Consider the following 15644-nt stretch of genomic DNA (forward strand, 5'->3'; position numbering starts at 1 on the left):
GCGGGAGGCGCGGGGGTGACCGCCGTCGCCACCATCATCGGAGCCTCGGCCCGCCGGTCGATGACCCAGCGCGCCACGGTCGAAGACCCCTACGCCCACGAGGATTTCAACCGGCTCGAGGACGACGCCAGCCTGGTGGTGACCACCCCCGACGGGATACCGCTGGCGGTCCGTGACTCCGGCCCGGCCGACGCACCGCTGACCCTGGTGTTCGTCCACGGATTCTGCTTGCAGATGGGCGCCTTTCATTTTCAGCGCACGCGGTTGCCCGATCAGTTGGGTCCCGACGTGCGGATGGTCTTCTACGACCAGCGCGGGCACGGCAGGTCCGGCGAGGCCGACCCCGAGACCTACACGCTGACCCAGCTCGGCCGGGACCTGCAGACCGTGCTGAACGTGGTGGCCCCGCGCGGAATGATCGTGCTGGTAGGCCATTCGATGGGTGGCATGACGGTGTTGGCCCATGCCCGCCAGTTCCCCGAGCAGTACGGGCGGCGCATCGTTGGCGCCGCACTGATTTCCTCTGCGGCGGAGGGTGTTTCGCGGTCACCGCTGGGTGAGATACTGAAAAACCCTGCGCTGGAAGCGGTCCGGGTCGCAGCCCGGTCCGCGCCGAAGCTGATGCACCGCGGCCGCAACGTGTCCCGCTCGTTGATCGGCCCGGTGCTGCGGGCCGCCTCCTACAGCGACCTGCAGGTCAGCCGCAGCCTCGACGCGTTCTCCCAGCGGATGATGAACAGCACCCCGATCCCCACCATGGTGGGTTTCCTCGACGCGCTGGAAAAGCATGACGAAACCGCCGGGCTGTGGACGCTGCTGCGCGTCCCGACCCTGATCGCCTGCGGCGACCACGACCTGCTCACCCCGGACGAGTATTCACGAAAGATGGCCGCCAGCCTGCCCCAGTCCGAGCTGGTCATCGTCTCCGGGGCCAGCCACCTGGCGCTGCTGGACAAGCCTGACGCCATCAACGGCGGACTGATCCGACTGGTCAGGCGGTCCACCCCGACCAAGGCGGCGCTGCGGATACGACGGATCCGAGAAAGGTTGCGGCGTCGTGGTTGAGGTCAATGGCGGCACCGCGACGCTGGAGCGCGTCGAGGACACCATGGCGCTGGGGTCACGGCTGGGGCAACACCTGCGGGCGGGCGACGTGGTGGTGCTCTCCGGCCCGCTCGGCGCCGGAAAGACCGTGCTCGCCAAGGGAATCGCCGCGGCGATGGATGTCGACGGGCCGGTCACCTCACCGTCCTACGTGTTGGCACGGGTGCATCCGCCGCGGCGCCCCGGCGCCCCGACCATGATTCACGTCGACATGTACCGGCTGCTCGACCACACCGGCAACCAGGGCGCTGACCTGCTCGGTGAACTCGATTCGCTGGACTTGGACAGCGATCTCGACGACGCTGTGGTCGTGGTGGAATGGGGCGAGGGCCTGGTCGAGCGGCTCGCCGAGCGTCATCTGGACATCCGGCTGGAGCGCATCACCAACTCCGACGTCCGGATCGCGACCTGGCAGTGGGCCGGCAACGCCGACAACGAGGGCCGTTCATGAGCATCGTCCTTGCCTTGGACACCGCCACTCCCGCGGTGACGGCCGGCCTGGTTCGCCGCGACGACCTGAGCGTGCTGGCCGAGCGGATCACCGTCGACCCGCGGGCCCACGCCGAGCGGCTCACCCCGAATGTCGTTGCGGCCCTGGCCGATGCGGGGCTGACGATGGCCGACCTGGACGCCGTCGTGGTGGGCTGCGGGCCGGGCCCGTTCACGGGTCTGCGGGCCGGGATGGCCACCGCGGCCGCCTACGGCCACGCCCTGGGCATCCCGGTGCACGGCGTGTGCAGCCTGGACGCCATCGGCGTACGAACCACCGGGGACGCGTTGGTGGTCACCGACGCCCGCCGCCGCGAGGTCTACTGGGCCCGCTACCGCGACGGCGTGCGCACTCACGGCCCCGCGGTCAGCGCCCCGGCCGCCGTCGACCCGGGCACCGCCGCGGCCGTCGCCGGCTCACCCGAACATGCGGGCCTGTTCGACTTGCCGGTGCGTGAGCCCAGCTGCCCGACACCCGCCGGATTGGTTGCGGCGGTGGCTGATTGGTCCGTCGACCCCGAACCGCTGGTGGCCCTGTATCTGCGTCGGCCCGACGCCAAACCGCTGGCGGCACGCCAATGACCGCCCCCAGCGAGGCCGTCGTCGGTGGCCTGACCCGGGCCGATGCACAGCGCTGCGCCGAGCTGGAGGCCCAGCTCTTCGACGGCGACGACCCCTGGCCCGCGGTGGCGTTCCATCGCGAATTAGCCAGTGCGCACAACCATTACGTGGGTGCCCGGGTCGGCGAGACGCTGGTCGGCTATGCCGGTATCTCGCGGCTGGGACGCACCCCGCCGTATGAGTACGAGGTGCACACCATCGGCGTGGATTCCGCATACCAGGGGCGGGGCATCGGCCGCCGGCTGCTCGACGAACTGTTGACCTTCGCCGACGGCGGTGCGGTGTACCTGGAGGTCCGCACCGACAACGCGGCGGCCATCGGGCTGTATACCAGCGTCGGGTTCGAGCAGATCGGCCTGCGCCGGCGCTATTACCGCGTCAGCGGCGCCGACGCGTACACGATGCGGCGGGAGGCCCTGTGAAAACCATCCTCGCGATCGAAACCTCTTGCGACGAAACGGGAGTCGGCATCGCACGGCTGGACGCCGACGGGACCGTGACACTGCTGGCCGACGAGGTGGCGTCCAGCGTCGACGAACACGTGCGGTTCGGCGGAGTGGTGCCCGAGATCGCCTCACGCGCCCACCTGGAGGCGTTGGGGCCCGCCATGCGCCGCGCGCTTTCGGTCGCCGGCCTGGACAAGCCCGACGTCGTCGCGGCCACTATCGGGCCCGGGTTGGCCGGCGCCCTGCTGGTGGGAATCGCTGCGGCCAAAGCCTATTCGGCCGCCTGGGACGTGCCCTTCTACGCGGTCAACCACCTTGGCGGACACCTGGCCGCCGACGTCTACGAGCACGGGCCGCTGCCCGAGTGTGTGGCGCTGCTGGTCTCCGGCGGCCACACCCACCTGTTGCATGTGCGCTCGCTCGGCGAGCCGATCATCGAGCTGGGCAGCACCGTCGACGACGCCGCCGGCGAGGCCTACGACAAGGTGGCCCGGCTGCTGGGCCTCGGTTACCCGGGCGGCAGGGTGCTCGACGAGCTGGCCCGCACCGGAGACCCGGACGCGATCGCCTTCCCGCGCGGCATGACCGGGCCGCGCGACGACCCGTACGCGTTCAGCTTCTCGGGGCTCAAGACGGCCGTCGCGCGCTATCTGGAAAGCCACCCGGACGCCGTCAACGCCGACGTCGCGGCGGGGTTCCAGGAGGCCGTCGCCGACGTGCTGACCAAAAAGGCGGTGCGCGCGGCCACCGGGCTCGGCGTGCAGACCCTGCTGATCGCCGGGGGAGTGGCCGCGAATTCGCGGTTGCGCGAGCTGGCGGAGCAGCGCTGCGCGGCGGCCGGGGTGACGCTGCGGGTCCCCAGGCCACGGCTGTGCACCGACAACGGGGCGATGATCGCGTCCTTCGCGGCACACCTGGTGGCCGCCGGGGCGCCGCCCTCGCCGCTGGACGCACCCAGCGACCCCGGCCTGCCAGTGGTAAAAGCGCAGGTGAGCTGACGTTCGCTCAGCGCGGACACGCCAACCGGGAAGAAGCAGCAGGGCGCCCTTGAGTGCTAGCACTCGCATGTATAGAGTGCTAGGTGGCAATCGGCCAAGCCCTGTGTCGGCACCCGCGACGACGGCGCTCGGGCACGGACGGATGCCGAACACCTGATAACTCGGAAGGTTCGGGGTCAACCCGTGCCGGCCGTCAACTCCGGTCCGGGGATGTCCCGGACCCGACCCAAACACTGGAGGGCTCCAATCGTGGCGAAGGTGAAGATCAAGCCACTCGAGGACAAGATTCTCGTGCAGGCCAACGAGGCCGAGACCACGACCGCGTCTGGTCTGGTCATTCCTGACACCGCCAAGGAGAAGCCGCAGGAAGGCACCGTCGTCGCAGTCGGCCCCGGCCGGTGGGACGAAGACGGCGCAAAGCGCATCCCGCTGGACGTCTCGGAAGGCGACACCGTCATCTACAGCAAGTACGGCGGCACCGAGATCAAGTACGGCGGCGAGGAGTACCTGATCCTGTCGGCACGCGACGTGCTGGCTGTCGTCTCCAAGTAATAAACGTGTTCCGCCCCGGCGATCCCCGCGCGTTGCGCGGGTGATTTCCGGGGCGGCACGCGTTTGGGTGAAGGAGCCTGATGAGCAAGATCATTGAGTACGACGAGACAGCACGTCGCGCCATCGAGGCGGGCGTGAACACGCTCGCCGACGCGGTGCGGGTGACGCTCGGTCCCCGCGGCCGGCATGTGGTGCTGGCCAAGGCATTCGGTGGCCCTGCGGTCACCAACGACGGCGTGACCGTCGCGCGTGAGATCGACCTGGAAGACCCGTTCGAGAATTTGGGTGCCCAGCTGGTGAAGTCGGTGGCGACCAAGACCAACGACGTCGCGGGCGACGGCACCACGACGGCGACCGTGCTGGCGCAGGCGCTGGTCAAGGGCGGCCTCCGGCTGGTCGCGGCCGGCGCCAACCCCATCGAACTCGGTGCGGGAATCAGCAAGGCCGCCGACGCGGTGTCCGAAGCGCTGCTGGCGTCGGCGACCCCGGTCTCCGGCAAGGACGCGATCGCGCAGGTGGCGACCGTGTCGTCGCGCGACCAGCTGCTGGGTGAGCTGGTCGGCGAGGCGATGACTAAGGTCGGCACCGACGGCGTGGTGAGCGTCGAAGAATCCTCGACGCTGAGCACCGAGCTCGAATTCACCGAGGGTGTCGGTTTCGACAAGGGCTTCCTGTCGGCGTATTTCGTCACCGACTTCGACGCCCAGCAGGCCGTGCTGGACGAGCCGGCGATCCTGTTGCACCAGGACAAGATCAGCTCGCTGCCCGACCTGCTGCCCATGCTGGAGAAGGTCGCCGAATCGGGCAAGCCGCTGCTGATCATCGCCGAGGACATCGAGGGTGAGGCGCTGGCGACCCTGGTCGTCAACTCCATCCGCAAGACGCTCAAGGCCGTCGCGGTCAAGGCGCCGTTCTTCGGCGACCGCCGCAAGGCGTTCCTCGAGGACCTGGCGGTGGTGACCGGTGGCCAGGTGATCAACCCCGACGCGGGCCTGCTGCTGCGTGAGGTCGACACGGACGTGCTGGGCTCGGCCCGCCGCGTGGTGGTCAGCAAGGACGACACCGTCATCGTCGACGGCGGGGGCCCCAAGGACGCGGTGGCCAACCGCATCAAGCAGCTGCGCGCCGAGATCGAGGCGAGCGACTCCGAGTGGGACCGGGAGAAGCTGCAGGAGCGGCTGGCCAAGCTGGCCGGCGGCGTGGCCGTGATCCAGGTGGGTGCGGCCACCGAGACCGCGCTCAAGGAACGCAAGGAAAGCGTCGAGGATGCCGTCGCGGCCGCGAAAGCGGCTGTCGAGGAAGGCATCGTCGCGGGCGGCGGCTCGGCGCTGCTGCAGACCCGCAAGGCGCTGAAGAAGCTCCGCAAGTCCCTGAGCGGCGATGAGGCGCTGGGCGTCGACGTCTTCTCCGAGGCGTTGGCGGCGCCGCTGTACTGGATCGCCACCAACGCCGGGCTCGACGGCGCGGTCGCGGTGCACAAGGTGACCGAGTTGCCCAACGGCCACGGGCTGAACGCCGACAAGCTGACGTACGGCGACTTGATCGCCGACGGCGTCATCGACCCGGTCAAGGTCACCCGTTCGGCGGTGGTCAACGCGGCCTCGGTGGCCCGGATGGTCCTCACCACCGAGACGGTGGTCGTCGACAAGCCGGCCGAGGAGGCCGACGACCACGGCCACGGCCATCATCACCACCACTAGCATCACCACCAGTAGGTAGTGCCGAAGAAACACCCCCGGTCTGATGGCCGGGGGTGTTTCGTTGTGGTGTGCTGGTGCTCGGCATCGGGCCGTCGCTCTGGGCCGCGTACTCCCCACTCCTGCAACCCATTCGCGATCTCGCCGCGGGTACTGAGCGTGTCGCGGCCGGTGACTTCAGCCGGCGCCTACCGATGGTTCAGGACGACGACCTGGGCGCGCTGGCCGTGTTCGGCGCTCCCAACGACCTCGCCGGTCATGCCGACGCCGCGATGGATGCGGCGGTGCTGATTCATCGTCTGGTCGCGGGGCGGTTCGGCGGTGGGCTTCGCATCGGCATCGGGATCAACACCGGCAAGGTGATCGCCGGCACCATCGGGGGCGGAGGCAAACTCGAGTTCACGCTCATCGGTGATGCCGTGAACGTCGCCGCCCGCGTCGAACAGCTCACCAAGACCACCGGGGACGCGATCCTTCTGACCCGCCTGACCGTCGAAGCGCTGCGTTCCCGGCTAATCGGACTGACGGACAAGGGATTTCACGCTCTGAAGGGAAAGTCGGCTGAGGTGCAGGTCTTCGGCACCGGCCCCGCGCCCTCCTGAAGCTGCGACGCGACGGCACGCACGAACGCATCGGCGAAGACGTCGCAGGCGGTGCCGGTTAGGTAGTCTGCTCTCGTATTCCGTACTCCACGAGGAGTGTCAGCACGATGCCGCAAGTGATGGAAACTCAGGTATGCGTCGCGGGCGGCGGTCCCGCCGGCATGGTGCACGCCCTGCTGCTGGCGCGGGCCGGAATTCGGGTTGTGGTCCTGGAGAAGCACAACGACTTCCTGCGCGACTTCCGCGGTGACACCGTGCACCCGACCACCCTGCGCATCATGGACGAGTTGGGGTTCATCGACGAGTTCCTGCGGCTACCGCACACCAAGATCGACCACGTCGCCTTCGACACCGATGGCTCGATTCGCACCTTCGGCAACTTCAAGGTGCTCAAGCGGCTCGGTTTCAGGCAGCCCTATATCGCCATGATGCCGCAGTGGGATTTTCTCGACTTTATCGCCGAAAAGGCTTCTGCCTACCCCGAATTCACCCTGGTCCGCAACGCGGAGGTCACCGGTCTGGTATTCGACGGCGACCGGGTGGCCGGGGTGCGCACGCCGAATCTTCAGGTGCGCGCCGAACTGGTGATAGCCGCGGACGGACGCAAGTCCGCGGTGCGCGAGGCGGCGGGGCTGCAGACCGCGCAGGCGCACTCCCCGATGGACGTGCTGTGGTTCCGGCTGAAGTGGCGCCCCGGTGACCCTCAGGAATTGTTCGGCGTGGCCCGTAAAGGCCTGATGATGGTCATGATCTACCGGGGCGATTACTGGCAGATCGCCTATTTGATGCCGAAGGGATCGAATCCCCGGGGCGGATCCTTGGCGGAGTTCAAGGAGCGGATAGTCACCGCGCAGCCGCGGCTGCGTGAGCATGTCAACGACCTGAACTCGTGGGACGACACCAGCGAGCTCGACGTGCGGGTGGACCGGCTCGAGACGTGGTGGCGTACCGGCGTGCTGTGCATCGGCGATGCCGCGCATGCCATGTCGCCGGTCGGCGGCGTCGGCATCAACCTTGCCGTCGCCGACGCGGTGGCCGCGGCCAACATCTTGTGTACCCCGCTGCGCCAGGGCCGGTTGACCGACAGCGACCTCGCAAAGGTGCAGCGGCGGCGCGAGCTGCCCACCCGTATCGTCCAGGCCTTTCAGGTGCTCGTGCAGGACAACGTGGTGGCTCGCAATCTCAGCGGTGACTTGTCCACGATTCGCGTTCCGAAGATCGTGGGATTCGGGCCACTGCAAGCGATTCCGGCGCTTTTGGTCGGGCGCGGCTTCCGTCCCGAGCATGTCCGCACGCCGGACGTACACGCGCTGTAGCGCGTCAGAGCCCGGCGATGACGATGCCGACGCCCACCACGATGCACGGTGCGAGGGCCACCAGCAGCACGCTGACGATCCGCTCCTTTACGGCGGAGGTCGCATGGTCGCCCGCCGCGATCGGCGCGAATTTGCGGCCGGCGCCCCACGCCGCCGCGAGCAGTGTGGCCAGCCAGTTCGTGTAGGCGGCGTAAACGATCAACGCGACAGCCGCGACTGCCCACGCGTGCGGCAGGTGGATGTGCGGCCAGAGCAGGCCGAGCAAGACGAGGAACATGCCGTTGAGGACCGCCTCGAGGTGGCTCGACAGCGCCATGCGGGGGTTCGTCAACACGGGAAGGGCGAACCCGGTGAACAGCCCGATTAAGAACAAGACCAGCCCCAGCGTGAACAGAAGTGTCTGCATGTCCAGCACAGTAGGGGCGGTAGCCCGCGCGTGCTGCGGATTTCCGGCCAAGCGAGTACCCGTGACGCGGGTGGCGACGAAGATGGCACGCATGGGTAGGCCGATATTTTCCGTCACTCCCGGCTATGGCGACCATCAGCTTCGGGAGTTCCACTATGCGCAAGTTGTTCGATACGGCGACCGGGTGGAGACGGCCGGCCAAGGAGGTTGGGACGAGTACTGGCGCTATCCCGAGTCAGTGCGCGACGAGATCGTTCAGGCCTTCGACAACGTCGAACGGACATTGTCGACAGCCGGAGCGTCCTGGCGCGACGTGGTGCACGTGCACTCGTACCACCTGCCCGACGCCGATGGCCAGATCGGGCAAGAGCACCTGGACACCATGGTCGAACAGTTCCGTCGGCGCATGGGCGACCACGCACCCTTGTGGACGTGCATCGGCGTCGCCGCATTGGCGAGCCCGAAGATGCGCGTCGAGATTCAAGTCAGCGCCATCTTGAGCCTCGACTAGTGCGGTACGGTGAGCGCGGTCGGCACGGAGGCGCCGAGGTGCTCCAGCAACGCAGCCAGCTTGTGATCCAATTCGATTCCTACCGTGGTGATTTCGGGTGTGTTGAAGCTGCTGAACCGGGTGCTGGGCTGGTCGACGGTAAACGACGTGGTGCCGTCGGCGTCCTCCACGATGGCTGTGCGTAACGGCGCATAGAGCAGAATGGCCGGGTTGTAGCGGTACATCTTCTGCGCGATGGTGTGATTGCCCATCAGGTACTCGACGCAACGGCCGCGGTCTCCGGCCAGTCGCATCAGCGACGTGAAATCGTGCGACCAGTAGAGGATGAAATCGTGTGGCGCGTTCGCTGCGGTGGCCTCTAGAACGGTCTGCCAGTCGGCATCGCGTTCGATGAGGGAGTCGAAACATTCGCGTTGGAACACCGGCACCGCGTGCTCGTAGCGATCCCTGAATCCGACGAACGTGTCATCGATCTGGATCGTCAACCGGTCGACCTGGTGCGAGACCGTCTCGATCGATCCCTGCAGTGATTGGGACATGGTAGTTCCTAGTCTCGGTTGGTTTATCGAAATGCCTTGAAAGGCAGCGCTTGTCAGGACGAGATTCCCAATTCGGCCAGCCTGGTCCGGTTCTCTTCGAACCACTCGCGTTCGCGTCCGGGCCCCGGGATGAACAACCCGGCATCCATGACATTTGTGTAATCGATTTCGTTGACCGAGATCCACAGGTCGGCTTCCTGCTGGCCTGAATTACGCGTCCAGATCTGTGCGAGCTGACGCAACATTCCCCGGCGCGTTTCGAGGTCACGCCCGTGCCGGGCGATGCCCAGAATCAGCGATTGCGTTGTCGGTTTGCCGGCCGCGAAGCACTCGCCCTCGCCCAGCTCGTGAAACAGGACTTTGACCCATGCCGCCGGCACCCCGGTGGCGTCGCAGTACATGGTGGTCATTTCCTCGGCGATCTTGGCCTTCGCGGCCCGGGTGAGCAGACCCTTCGGGCTGTAGCACTGGTAGACGGGCATGGTGTTCCTTCCATTCCCCGGAGCTCAGCTCCGGCAACGCCCATACTATGTCGGGCGTCATACTTATTGATACCGCGTAGCTTACTGCTACATTCGACTGACGGCAAGAATTATGTATGATGGACGACATGCCAAGAAGGTCCGACAGCAAGGAACGAATGACCGCGGCCGCGCGCCGCCTGTTCCGCGAACACGGCTATCTCGGCACGGCACTGTCGGACGTCGTCGCCGAGAGCACGGCCCCGCGGGGTTCGATCTACTTTCACTTCCCCGGGGGGAAGGACGAGCTCGCCACCGAGGTCACCATCCTGCACGCGTCCGACCGCATCGCGGACATCAACCGCGCGGCGGCCGCCACCGGCACCGCTGCGGACCTGATCGCGGCGTTCGTCGGCCGCGAACGCGACGAGCTGGTCTCAAGCAACTACCGCGAGGGGTGCGCGGTCGCTCCCATCGTCATCGAGTCGACGCCCGCCTCCGATCAACTCAGCGATGTGACGCGGCGTGCCTTCCAGGATCTGATCACCACGCTGGCCGCACGGCTCACCGAAAAGGGCCTGAGCCACGACAGGGCCGTGCAGCTGGCAACCAGCGTGTGGACAAACGTGGAGGGGGCGCTCATCCTGAGCCGTGCCCTGCGCAGCCCCGAGCCGTTCGACACGGCCATTGCCCAACTGACCGCGGCCGCCGAGGCCGACTAGGCGACGCGAAACACCCCCGGTCCCTTGCGGATCGGGGTGTTCGGATTCATGGTGGCTTGAGTGTCAGCGCCCCGGCGGATAGTAGGGCGGGGTCGTCACGGTGGTGGTCGGCATGGACGTCGTGGTCGGGGTGCTGGTGACCGTCACGGTACTGGTGCTCGTGCTGGTGGACGCCGGCGGCACCACGGTGGTGGTGGTGCTCGTCGTGACGGTGGTGGTCGGCGAGGTCGTCGACGACGCCGCCGCGATCACACCGCAGGCCAACCGCTTGCCGGAATCAGCCGTGGGGGCGGTGCTGCCCAGATTGTCCGCGGTCTGGTGGATGATCAGCGCCGTACCCGAGCTGTTCCTCAGGTCGGCGGAGGTGAACGCATTGCTGGTGGTGACCAACTTGGCCGAGCCGTCGGAGCGCACCTGCAAGGCGGTCAGGTCGCCGCTGGCGGGATAACTCGTGTGATCGGCCGCCTGGTAGACCCTTCCGGCGGAGTCGAAGTCTCCGGTCGAGCCTCCGCTGGGGGCAGACGAATTGGGCTCGCACTTGCCCACCGCGTGAATCTGCAACCCGTGGAAGCCGGGGCTCAGCACCTGATTCGGGCCGGCCTCCACAGTCACCGTCGCGTAGCCGTTGGCGAACTCGAAGGTGGCGTTGGCGACCGGACTTCCGTCGGCCGTCTTCAGCTGGGTGGTCAGCCGCTCCGCACCGGGCGTCGAGCTGGTCAGCGGTGCGGTGTTGGGCTGGCTGCCTTGTTGGTTCGAGCACGCGGCGATCGGAGCGATGGTCGCGGTGAGCGCCGCGACCGCAAACGATGCGGCCTTGTTCATTTGCGGTGCCTACCCACATTGACCCGCGCCGAAACGAGCTACCCGCGGCCCCGGCGACCGCGCCTACGTCCTGAGGCGACTCAGCAAGGCCTTGCGACTGCGGACGCGGAACTTGTTGACGGGGGATCGACGCAACCGCGCAATGCGCTCAATCATTCGGTTTCCCAGCGCTTCGAGCAGGCTGTCATCCAAATCTGTTGGGGCCGGGCATAAGTCGCGCTCCTCTTCGCTGGCGTGGGCGTAGGACCGACCTTGTGATGCTCGAAAAGCACCTCGTATGCGTTCATTTCGCCACCCGTGTACTTCGACGAGCCCGTCGCGAATCCGCACCGGGTAGCTCGGCAGGGGCGCGGTCGCCGGTCCGCGCAGCACGGCACCCGATCCGCACGCGAATCTTGAACCATGCCAGGGGCATACGATTGGGCCGCGGTCGATCCACCCGTCAGTCATCGGCGCGCCGAGGTGCGGGCAGTGTTCACCGACCGCGATGAGTCGGCCGTCATGCCGATACAGAACCACCCCGACGCCGTCGACTGCGACACGCTGCGGCACGCCGCCCCGCGCCGGTGGCGGCCGCGGCACCGATCCCACCACGACGCCGCATAGAGCCCCGACCCGATCGCGGTGACGGCCCATGGCCGCAAAGAGGAATGTCAACGCGTGCTCGAGCCGGTAACTCGGCCGAGCCAGCCACGCCTGTTGCCCGAGCGTTGTCCGCACCGCGGGTCCGGTCAAGCGGATCCGATTGTGCAGATGCTGCCATCGGTTCGCCACGGCGCTCCTCCGGTGTAGGGGGAGCCGGCGTGACGCAACGGACTCGACGCCGCGTCGACCAGGACCGTGACCCGGCCGGCCTAGCCCATGACTAAGACACGGCCTGGCGCCGCGGATCGTCCACCCGCGACGGGTGCGAGGCCGAACGGGGGCTAGGCCGAGCGGCGGATGGTGCGACCGCGACCGATGTCGCCCTTGAGCAGCAGGTCGCGCTCGGACTCCGACAGGCCGCCCCAAACCCCGTAGGGCTCACCGACTTCGAGGGCGTGCGAGCGGCACTCCTGGATCACCGGGCACTGCCGGCACATTTCCTTCGCGCGCTGCTCGCGTTGCATGCGGGCCCGGCCGCGCTCACCGTCGGGGTGGAAGAACATCGATGAGTCAACGCCGCGGCACACGCCCTGCAGTTGCCAATTCCAGATGTCGGCGTTGGGTCCAGGTAGCTGTTCCGGCTGTGGCATTGGTTCGTTCCCTCTCTGCACCGCTCGCTCGAGGTCAGGTTCGTGAAAGCGGTTGGGTGCAACTTAAATTAAGTGGAGTGGGGTCACCGATGACTACCCGTCATGCGTAGACGTTAGGGGGGACGGTGAATTTCCGTCAATAGCCACTTAGCCCGGCAAAGTATGTGCTCGTTGGAGCAGAATTAACTTTCCGTTCACCTCGAATGAAATGGCGAAACCCATGCCGTGCTACCAGGCAGTTGGCCAAAACGAGATTTCCCAGCTCAGCGCGCGGGAGGGGGATACGGCGAATTTATCCATGGGCTATAGTGATTAACGGTTCGGTAACATGAAGACCACAAACTGTTTACTACATCATTGTGATTGAAACTCGTCACACTTCCTTGATTGGACGGCGATTGGCCGACGCCGCCTTCGGGGACCGGCCCGGCAGCTGGCCGCTGCCGTCGGCGACGACGCCGGTCCAACTGTGGCTGCGCGCCGTGGCGGCCGGGGGACAGGGTCGCTACGGCGCCGCCTTCCGGGACCTCGAGGTGTTGCGGCGCAGCGCGCCGGCCGGGCCGCTGGTGTCGTTGAGCATGAGCACCCACGGGTCGTTCCTGCGCCAACTCGGCTGGCACAGCCTGGCTCGGGGCTGGGACGGGCGCGCCCTGGCGCTGGCCGGCGACGACCCCGAGGCGGGCGCCGACGCCCTCATCGGGCTGGCCGCCGACGCGTTGGGCGTCGGGCGCTTCGCGGCCGCGGCGGCGCTGCTGGAGCGCGCCGACCCGCTGCTGGCATCGCCGAAATCCGCGGTGCCCGACCGGCTGCCGGTGCGCCGGCGCTGGGTGGCCGCCGAGCTCGCGATGGCCCGCGGCGACGGCGCCCCCGCCGTCCGGCACGCCGAAGAAGGCGCCGAGCTGGCAGCGGCCATGACCGTCGCGTCGCCGCGGCACCGGATCAAAAGCGACGTGGTGCTGGCCGCCGCGCTGTGCTGCGCGGGCAACCTCGAGCGCGCCCGCACGGTCGCCGACGCCGCGCTGGCGACTAGCGGCGAATTAGGGCTGCTACCACTTCGTTGGGCGCTGGCCTGCTTGCTGATCGATATCGAAAGTGTCACGTTTCCAGCACATCAGCTGCACGAAATCCGCGATGTCTGCGCAGGCCAGGTGCGGCGCGCCGGTGGAACGTGGCGTTCCGCTTGAAACGGCCCTCCGCCCGTTATTGTCATTTCGTTAGTTAGCCCGGTTGGCCCGCGATGTGTCCGCTTCGTAACGTTGGAGATATCACCGTCGATGACAATTCCAGCAGGGGAACGTCTCGACGCTGTGGTCGCCCAGGCCGTCACCGGAGACCACAACGCATTGAGGGAGGTGCTGGAGACCATCCGTCCGATCGTCGTGCGATATTGCCGAGCGCGTGTCGGCACCGTCGATCGGGGTGGCCTGTCAGCGGATGACGTGGCACAGGAGGTGTGCTTGGCGACTATCACGGCGCTGCCGCGTTATCGCGATCGCGGACGTCCCTTCCTGGCCTTCCTGTACGGCATCGCGGCCCATAAGGTCGCCGACGCCCACCGGGCCGCCGGGCGCGACCTCGCCTATCCCACCGAAACGATTCCCGACCGTTGGTCGAACGACGCGGGACCCGAACAGCTTGCGATTGAAGCCGATTCGGTGAGCCGGATGAGCGAACTGCTCGAGATCCTGCCCGCCAAGCAGCGCGAGATCCTGATCCTGCGCGTCGTCGTCGGACTGTCCGCCGAGGAGACCGCGGCCGCGGTCGGCAGTACCACCGGGGCGGTGCGAGTCGCCCAGCACCGCGCGCTGTCGCGGCTGAAGTCCGAAATGATCGCGGCAGGTGACTGTGCCTGAATCCCTGGATGAATTCGCCCGCACCGATCTGCTGCTCGATGCGCTCGCCCAGCGCCGGCCGGTGGACGTCGAGGACCCCGACGTCGATGTGCTGACCGGCCTGCTGGAGGACTGGCGCGACAACCTGAGGTGGCCGCCGGCCAGCGCGCTGGTGACTCCCGAAGAGGCCGTCAACGCGTTGCGCACCGGATTGGCCGAGCGCCGCCGCGGCAGCCATCGCGGCCTGGCCGTCGTCGGCTCGGTCGCCGCGGCGCTGATGGTGCTCAGTGGATTCGGCGCCATGGTGGTCGAGGCCCGGCCGGGCGGCACCCTGTACGGGCTGCACGCGATGTTCTTCGATCAGCCCCAGGTGCACGGCAGCCAGGAGATGCTGGCCGCCAAGGCCGATCTGGCGAAGGTTCAGGAGTCGATCGACCGCGGTCAGTGGGACCAGGCCAAGAATCAACTGACCGAGGTGAGCAGCCTGGTGCAGTCGATCGACGACCCGGCCAGCAAACAAGAGCTGATGAATCAGCTGAAGCTGTTGAACGCCAAGGTCGATGCGCGCGACCCGAACGCCACGTTGCCGGTCGCTTCGCCACCGGCGGCCCCACCCGGGCCCACCGCGATTCCGGCGGCGCCGCCCGCCGCGTCGGTCGCGCCGTCGAAGGACGCGACACCGGCGCCGCTCAGCCCGCCGCCGAGTCCATCAGTGGGTAAGCATCACCATCATGGCCAGACGCCACCACCGGTGGCGCCGTTGACTCCGAATCAGTGAATCAGTGCCGGCGGTGGAAACCGTCGGCGTCCGACGTCGCTTCGTTCAGCGAGGCGTCGGCGTAGCCCCGGCAGTAATCCCACGTGACGTAGGCATCCGGCTCGGGATCATAGGCGGGCTCGTGCGGACGCACGGTGCCGTCGATCAGCAGCTGCAGCAGGTTGGCGCGCAGCATGTCCCAGTCGTGGTAGTGATCCTGCTGACATTCGTCGCAGCACACCACGAGTCCGCGAATACCCTTGTGCGCCAGCAGCGCTTCGTACACGGCCAGATCGGCAAGGTCGGCCTCGACGGCCATCCGCTCTTGCTGATCCAGGGGCTGGCCCGGCTCGACGGCTTCCAGTGCCGCCGACGGATCACAGGGGTCGTCGGCGAATGGGTCGGGCGGCAAACCCGGTGGGAGGTGGTCGCGCACGTCCTCTAGCCTACGCAGCCCGCCCGGGATAACGCCAGCAGGGAGCCCGCCCGCCGTGCCGCGTCGTTTAGTGCGCGCGGCGCGCCCGAGCAAGCGAA

At 67.5% G+C, this 15644-nt stretch carries 20 protein-coding genes and 1 pseudogene; 14 read left to right on the forward strand and 7 right to left on the reverse strand.

The window, feature by feature from the left end; all coding sequences use genetic code 11:
- Positions 1 to 15 precede the first annotated feature (15 nt).
- From A5708_RS09395 to A5708_RS09435, 9 genes and pseudogenes are all read left to right on the forward strand, one after another.
- The gene (locus tag A5708_RS09395) at positions 16 to 1065 is read left to right on the forward strand and encodes an alpha/beta fold hydrolase (RefSeq protein ID WP_196772582.1); all 1050 of its coding nucleotides are present in this window, start codon (positions 16 to 18) and stop codon (positions 1063 to 1065) included.
- Positions 1058 to 1555: a tRNA (adenosine(37)-N6)-threonylcarbamoyltransferase complex ATPase subunit type 1 TsaE gene (tsaE, locus tag A5708_RS09400; protein WP_269199385.1), complete on the forward strand. Its 498-nt coding sequence runs from the start codon at positions 1058 to 1060 to the stop codon at positions 1553 to 1555. Before A5708_RS09395 ends, tsaE begins: the two co-directional genes overlap by 8 nt.
- Positions 1552 to 2175, forward strand: coding sequence for a tRNA (adenosine(37)-N6)-threonylcarbamoyltransferase complex dimerization subunit type 1 TsaB (gene tsaB / locus A5708_RS09405; RefSeq protein WP_065028362.1), 624 nt, complete (start codon positions 1552 to 1554; stop codon positions 2173 to 2175). The genes tsaE and tsaB overlap by 4 nt, the downstream gene beginning before the upstream one ends.
- Positions 2172 to 2636: a ribosomal protein S18-alanine N-acetyltransferase gene (rimI, locus tag A5708_RS09410; protein WP_065028363.1), complete on the forward strand. Its 465-nt coding sequence runs from the start codon at positions 2172 to 2174 to the stop codon at positions 2634 to 2636. The genes tsaB and rimI overlap by 4 nt, the downstream gene beginning before the upstream one ends.
- Positions 2633 to 3658, forward strand: a complete 1026-nt coding sequence (tsaD, locus tag A5708_RS09415; RefSeq protein WP_065028364.1) for a tRNA (adenosine(37)-N6)-threonylcarbamoyltransferase complex transferase subunit TsaD — start codon at positions 2633 to 2635, stop codon at positions 3656 to 3658. Before rimI ends, tsaD begins: the two co-directional genes overlap by 4 nt.
- Positions 3659 to 3907: 249 nt before the next feature.
- Positions 3908 to 4210, forward strand: coding sequence for a co-chaperone GroES (groES, locus tag A5708_RS09420; RefSeq protein WP_007773431.1), 303 nt, complete (start codon positions 3908 to 3910; stop codon positions 4208 to 4210).
- An 80-nt stretch (positions 4211 to 4290) separates the two neighbouring features.
- Complete coding sequence (groL, locus tag A5708_RS09425) at positions 4291 to 5910, forward strand: chaperonin GroEL (RefSeq protein ID WP_065028365.1); 1620 nt, start codon at positions 4291 to 4293, stop codon at positions 5908 to 5910.
- 101 nt (positions 5911 to 6011) lie between these two features.
- Positions 6012 to 6509, forward strand: a pseudogene (locus tag A5708_RS09430) (adenylate/guanylate cyclase domain-containing protein); the annotation flags it as partial.
- Positions 6510 to 6616: 107 nt separating this feature from the next.
- On the forward strand, positions 6617 to 7825 hold the full coding sequence (locus A5708_RS09435) for an FAD-dependent oxidoreductase (protein WP_081292893.1): 1209 nt from the start codon (positions 6617 to 6619) through the stop codon (positions 7823 to 7825).
- A gap of 4 nt (positions 7826 to 7829) precedes the next feature.
- On the opposite strand, the gene A5708_RS09440 is transcribed toward A5708_RS09435, so the two are convergent.
- Positions 7830 to 8231 carry a hydrogenase gene (locus A5708_RS09440; protein ID WP_065028405.1) on the reverse strand — a complete coding sequence of 134 codons (402 nt, stop codon included), beginning with the start codon at positions 8229 to 8231 and terminating at the stop codon, positions 7830 to 7832.
- Positions 8232 to 8322: 91 nt separating this feature from the next.
- On the opposite strand from A5708_RS09440, the gene A5708_RS09445 reads away from it, so the two are divergent.
- The gene (locus A5708_RS09445; protein ID WP_065028406.1) at positions 8323 to 8742 is read left to right on the forward strand and encodes a Rid family hydrolase; all 420 of its coding nucleotides are present in this window, start codon (positions 8323 to 8325) and stop codon (positions 8740 to 8742) included.
- On the opposite strand, the gene A5708_RS09450 is transcribed toward A5708_RS09445, so the two are convergent.
- Both A5708_RS09450 and A5708_RS09455 read right to left on the reverse strand, forming a co-directional pair.
- Positions 8739 to 9281 (reverse strand): DUF302 domain-containing protein, encoded by a 543-nt coding sequence (locus A5708_RS09450; RefSeq protein WP_065028368.1) that lies wholly within the window; start codon positions 9279 to 9281, stop codon positions 8739 to 8741. The genes A5708_RS09445 and A5708_RS09450 overlap by 4 nt on opposite strands.
- Before the next feature lie 53 nt (positions 9282 to 9334).
- Positions 9335 to 9763 carry a tautomerase family protein gene (locus A5708_RS09455; RefSeq protein ID WP_065028369.1) on the reverse strand — a complete coding sequence of 143 codons (429 nt, stop codon included), beginning with the start codon at positions 9761 to 9763 and terminating at the stop codon, positions 9335 to 9337.
- 128 nt (positions 9764 to 9891) lie between these two features.
- Here A5708_RS09455 and A5708_RS09460 point away from each other — a divergent pair, with 128 nt between their 5' ends.
- Positions 9892 to 10464: a TetR/AcrR family transcriptional regulator gene (locus tag A5708_RS09460; protein WP_065028407.1), complete on the forward strand. Its 573-nt coding sequence runs from the start codon at positions 9892 to 9894 to the stop codon at positions 10462 to 10464.
- Between the two features lie 63 nt (positions 10465 to 10527).
- Here A5708_RS09460 and A5708_RS09465 read toward each other — a convergent pair whose 3' ends face one another.
- From A5708_RS09465 to A5708_RS09470, 3 genes are all read right to left on the reverse strand, one after another.
- Positions 10528 to 11286: a superoxide dismutase family protein gene (locus tag A5708_RS09465; protein WP_065028370.1), complete on the reverse strand. Its 759-nt coding sequence runs from the start codon at positions 11284 to 11286 to the stop codon at positions 10528 to 10530.
- Positions 11287 to 11349: 63 nt separating this feature from the next.
- On the reverse strand, positions 11350 to 11922 hold the full coding sequence (locus A5708_RS27960) for a Rieske (2Fe-2S) protein (protein ID WP_419538317.1): 573 nt from the start codon (positions 11920 to 11922) through the stop codon (positions 11350 to 11352).
- Positions 11923 to 12212: 290 nt separating this feature from the next.
- On the reverse strand, positions 12213 to 12521 hold the full coding sequence (locus A5708_RS09470; protein ID WP_007773426.1) for a WhiB family transcriptional regulator: 309 nt from the start codon (positions 12519 to 12521) through the stop codon (positions 12213 to 12215).
- Between the two features lie 359 nt (positions 12522 to 12880).
- Between A5708_RS09470 and A5708_RS09475 the strand changes: the two genes are divergently transcribed.
- The 3 genes from A5708_RS09475 to A5708_RS09485 all read left to right on the forward strand — a co-directional run bounded on the left by A5708_RS09475 (position 12881) and on the right by A5708_RS09485 (position 15131).
- The gene (locus tag A5708_RS09475; RefSeq protein WP_065028371.1) at positions 12881 to 13705 is read left to right on the forward strand and encodes a hypothetical protein; all 825 of its coding nucleotides are present in this window, start codon (positions 12881 to 12883) and stop codon (positions 13703 to 13705) included.
- Positions 13706 to 13795: 90 nt separating this feature from the next.
- The gene (locus A5708_RS09480; protein WP_040630965.1) at positions 13796 to 14374 is read left to right on the forward strand and encodes a sigma-70 family RNA polymerase sigma factor; all 579 of its coding nucleotides are present in this window, start codon (positions 13796 to 13798) and stop codon (positions 14372 to 14374) included.
- Complete coding sequence (locus A5708_RS09485) at positions 14361 to 15131, forward strand: anti-sigma-D factor RsdA (protein WP_196772583.1); 771 nt, start codon at positions 14361 to 14363, stop codon at positions 15129 to 15131. Before A5708_RS09480 ends, A5708_RS09485 begins: the two co-directional genes overlap by 14 nt.
- A 1-nt stretch (position 15132) precedes the next feature.
- On the opposite strand, the gene A5708_RS09490 is transcribed toward A5708_RS09485, so the two are convergent.
- Positions 15133 to 15546 carry a DUF5319 domain-containing protein gene (locus tag A5708_RS09490; RefSeq protein ID WP_007773416.1) on the reverse strand — a complete coding sequence of 138 codons (414 nt, stop codon included), beginning with the start codon at positions 15544 to 15546 and terminating at the stop codon, positions 15133 to 15135.
- Positions 15547 to 15644: the final 98 nt, after the last annotated feature.

Origin of the sequence: Mycobacterium colombiense (assembly GCF_001672755.1) — a bacterium.
In the GTDB taxonomy this organism is placed as follows: Bacteria; Actinomycetota; Actinomycetes; order Mycobacteriales; family Mycobacteriaceae; genus Mycobacterium; species Mycobacterium colombiense_C.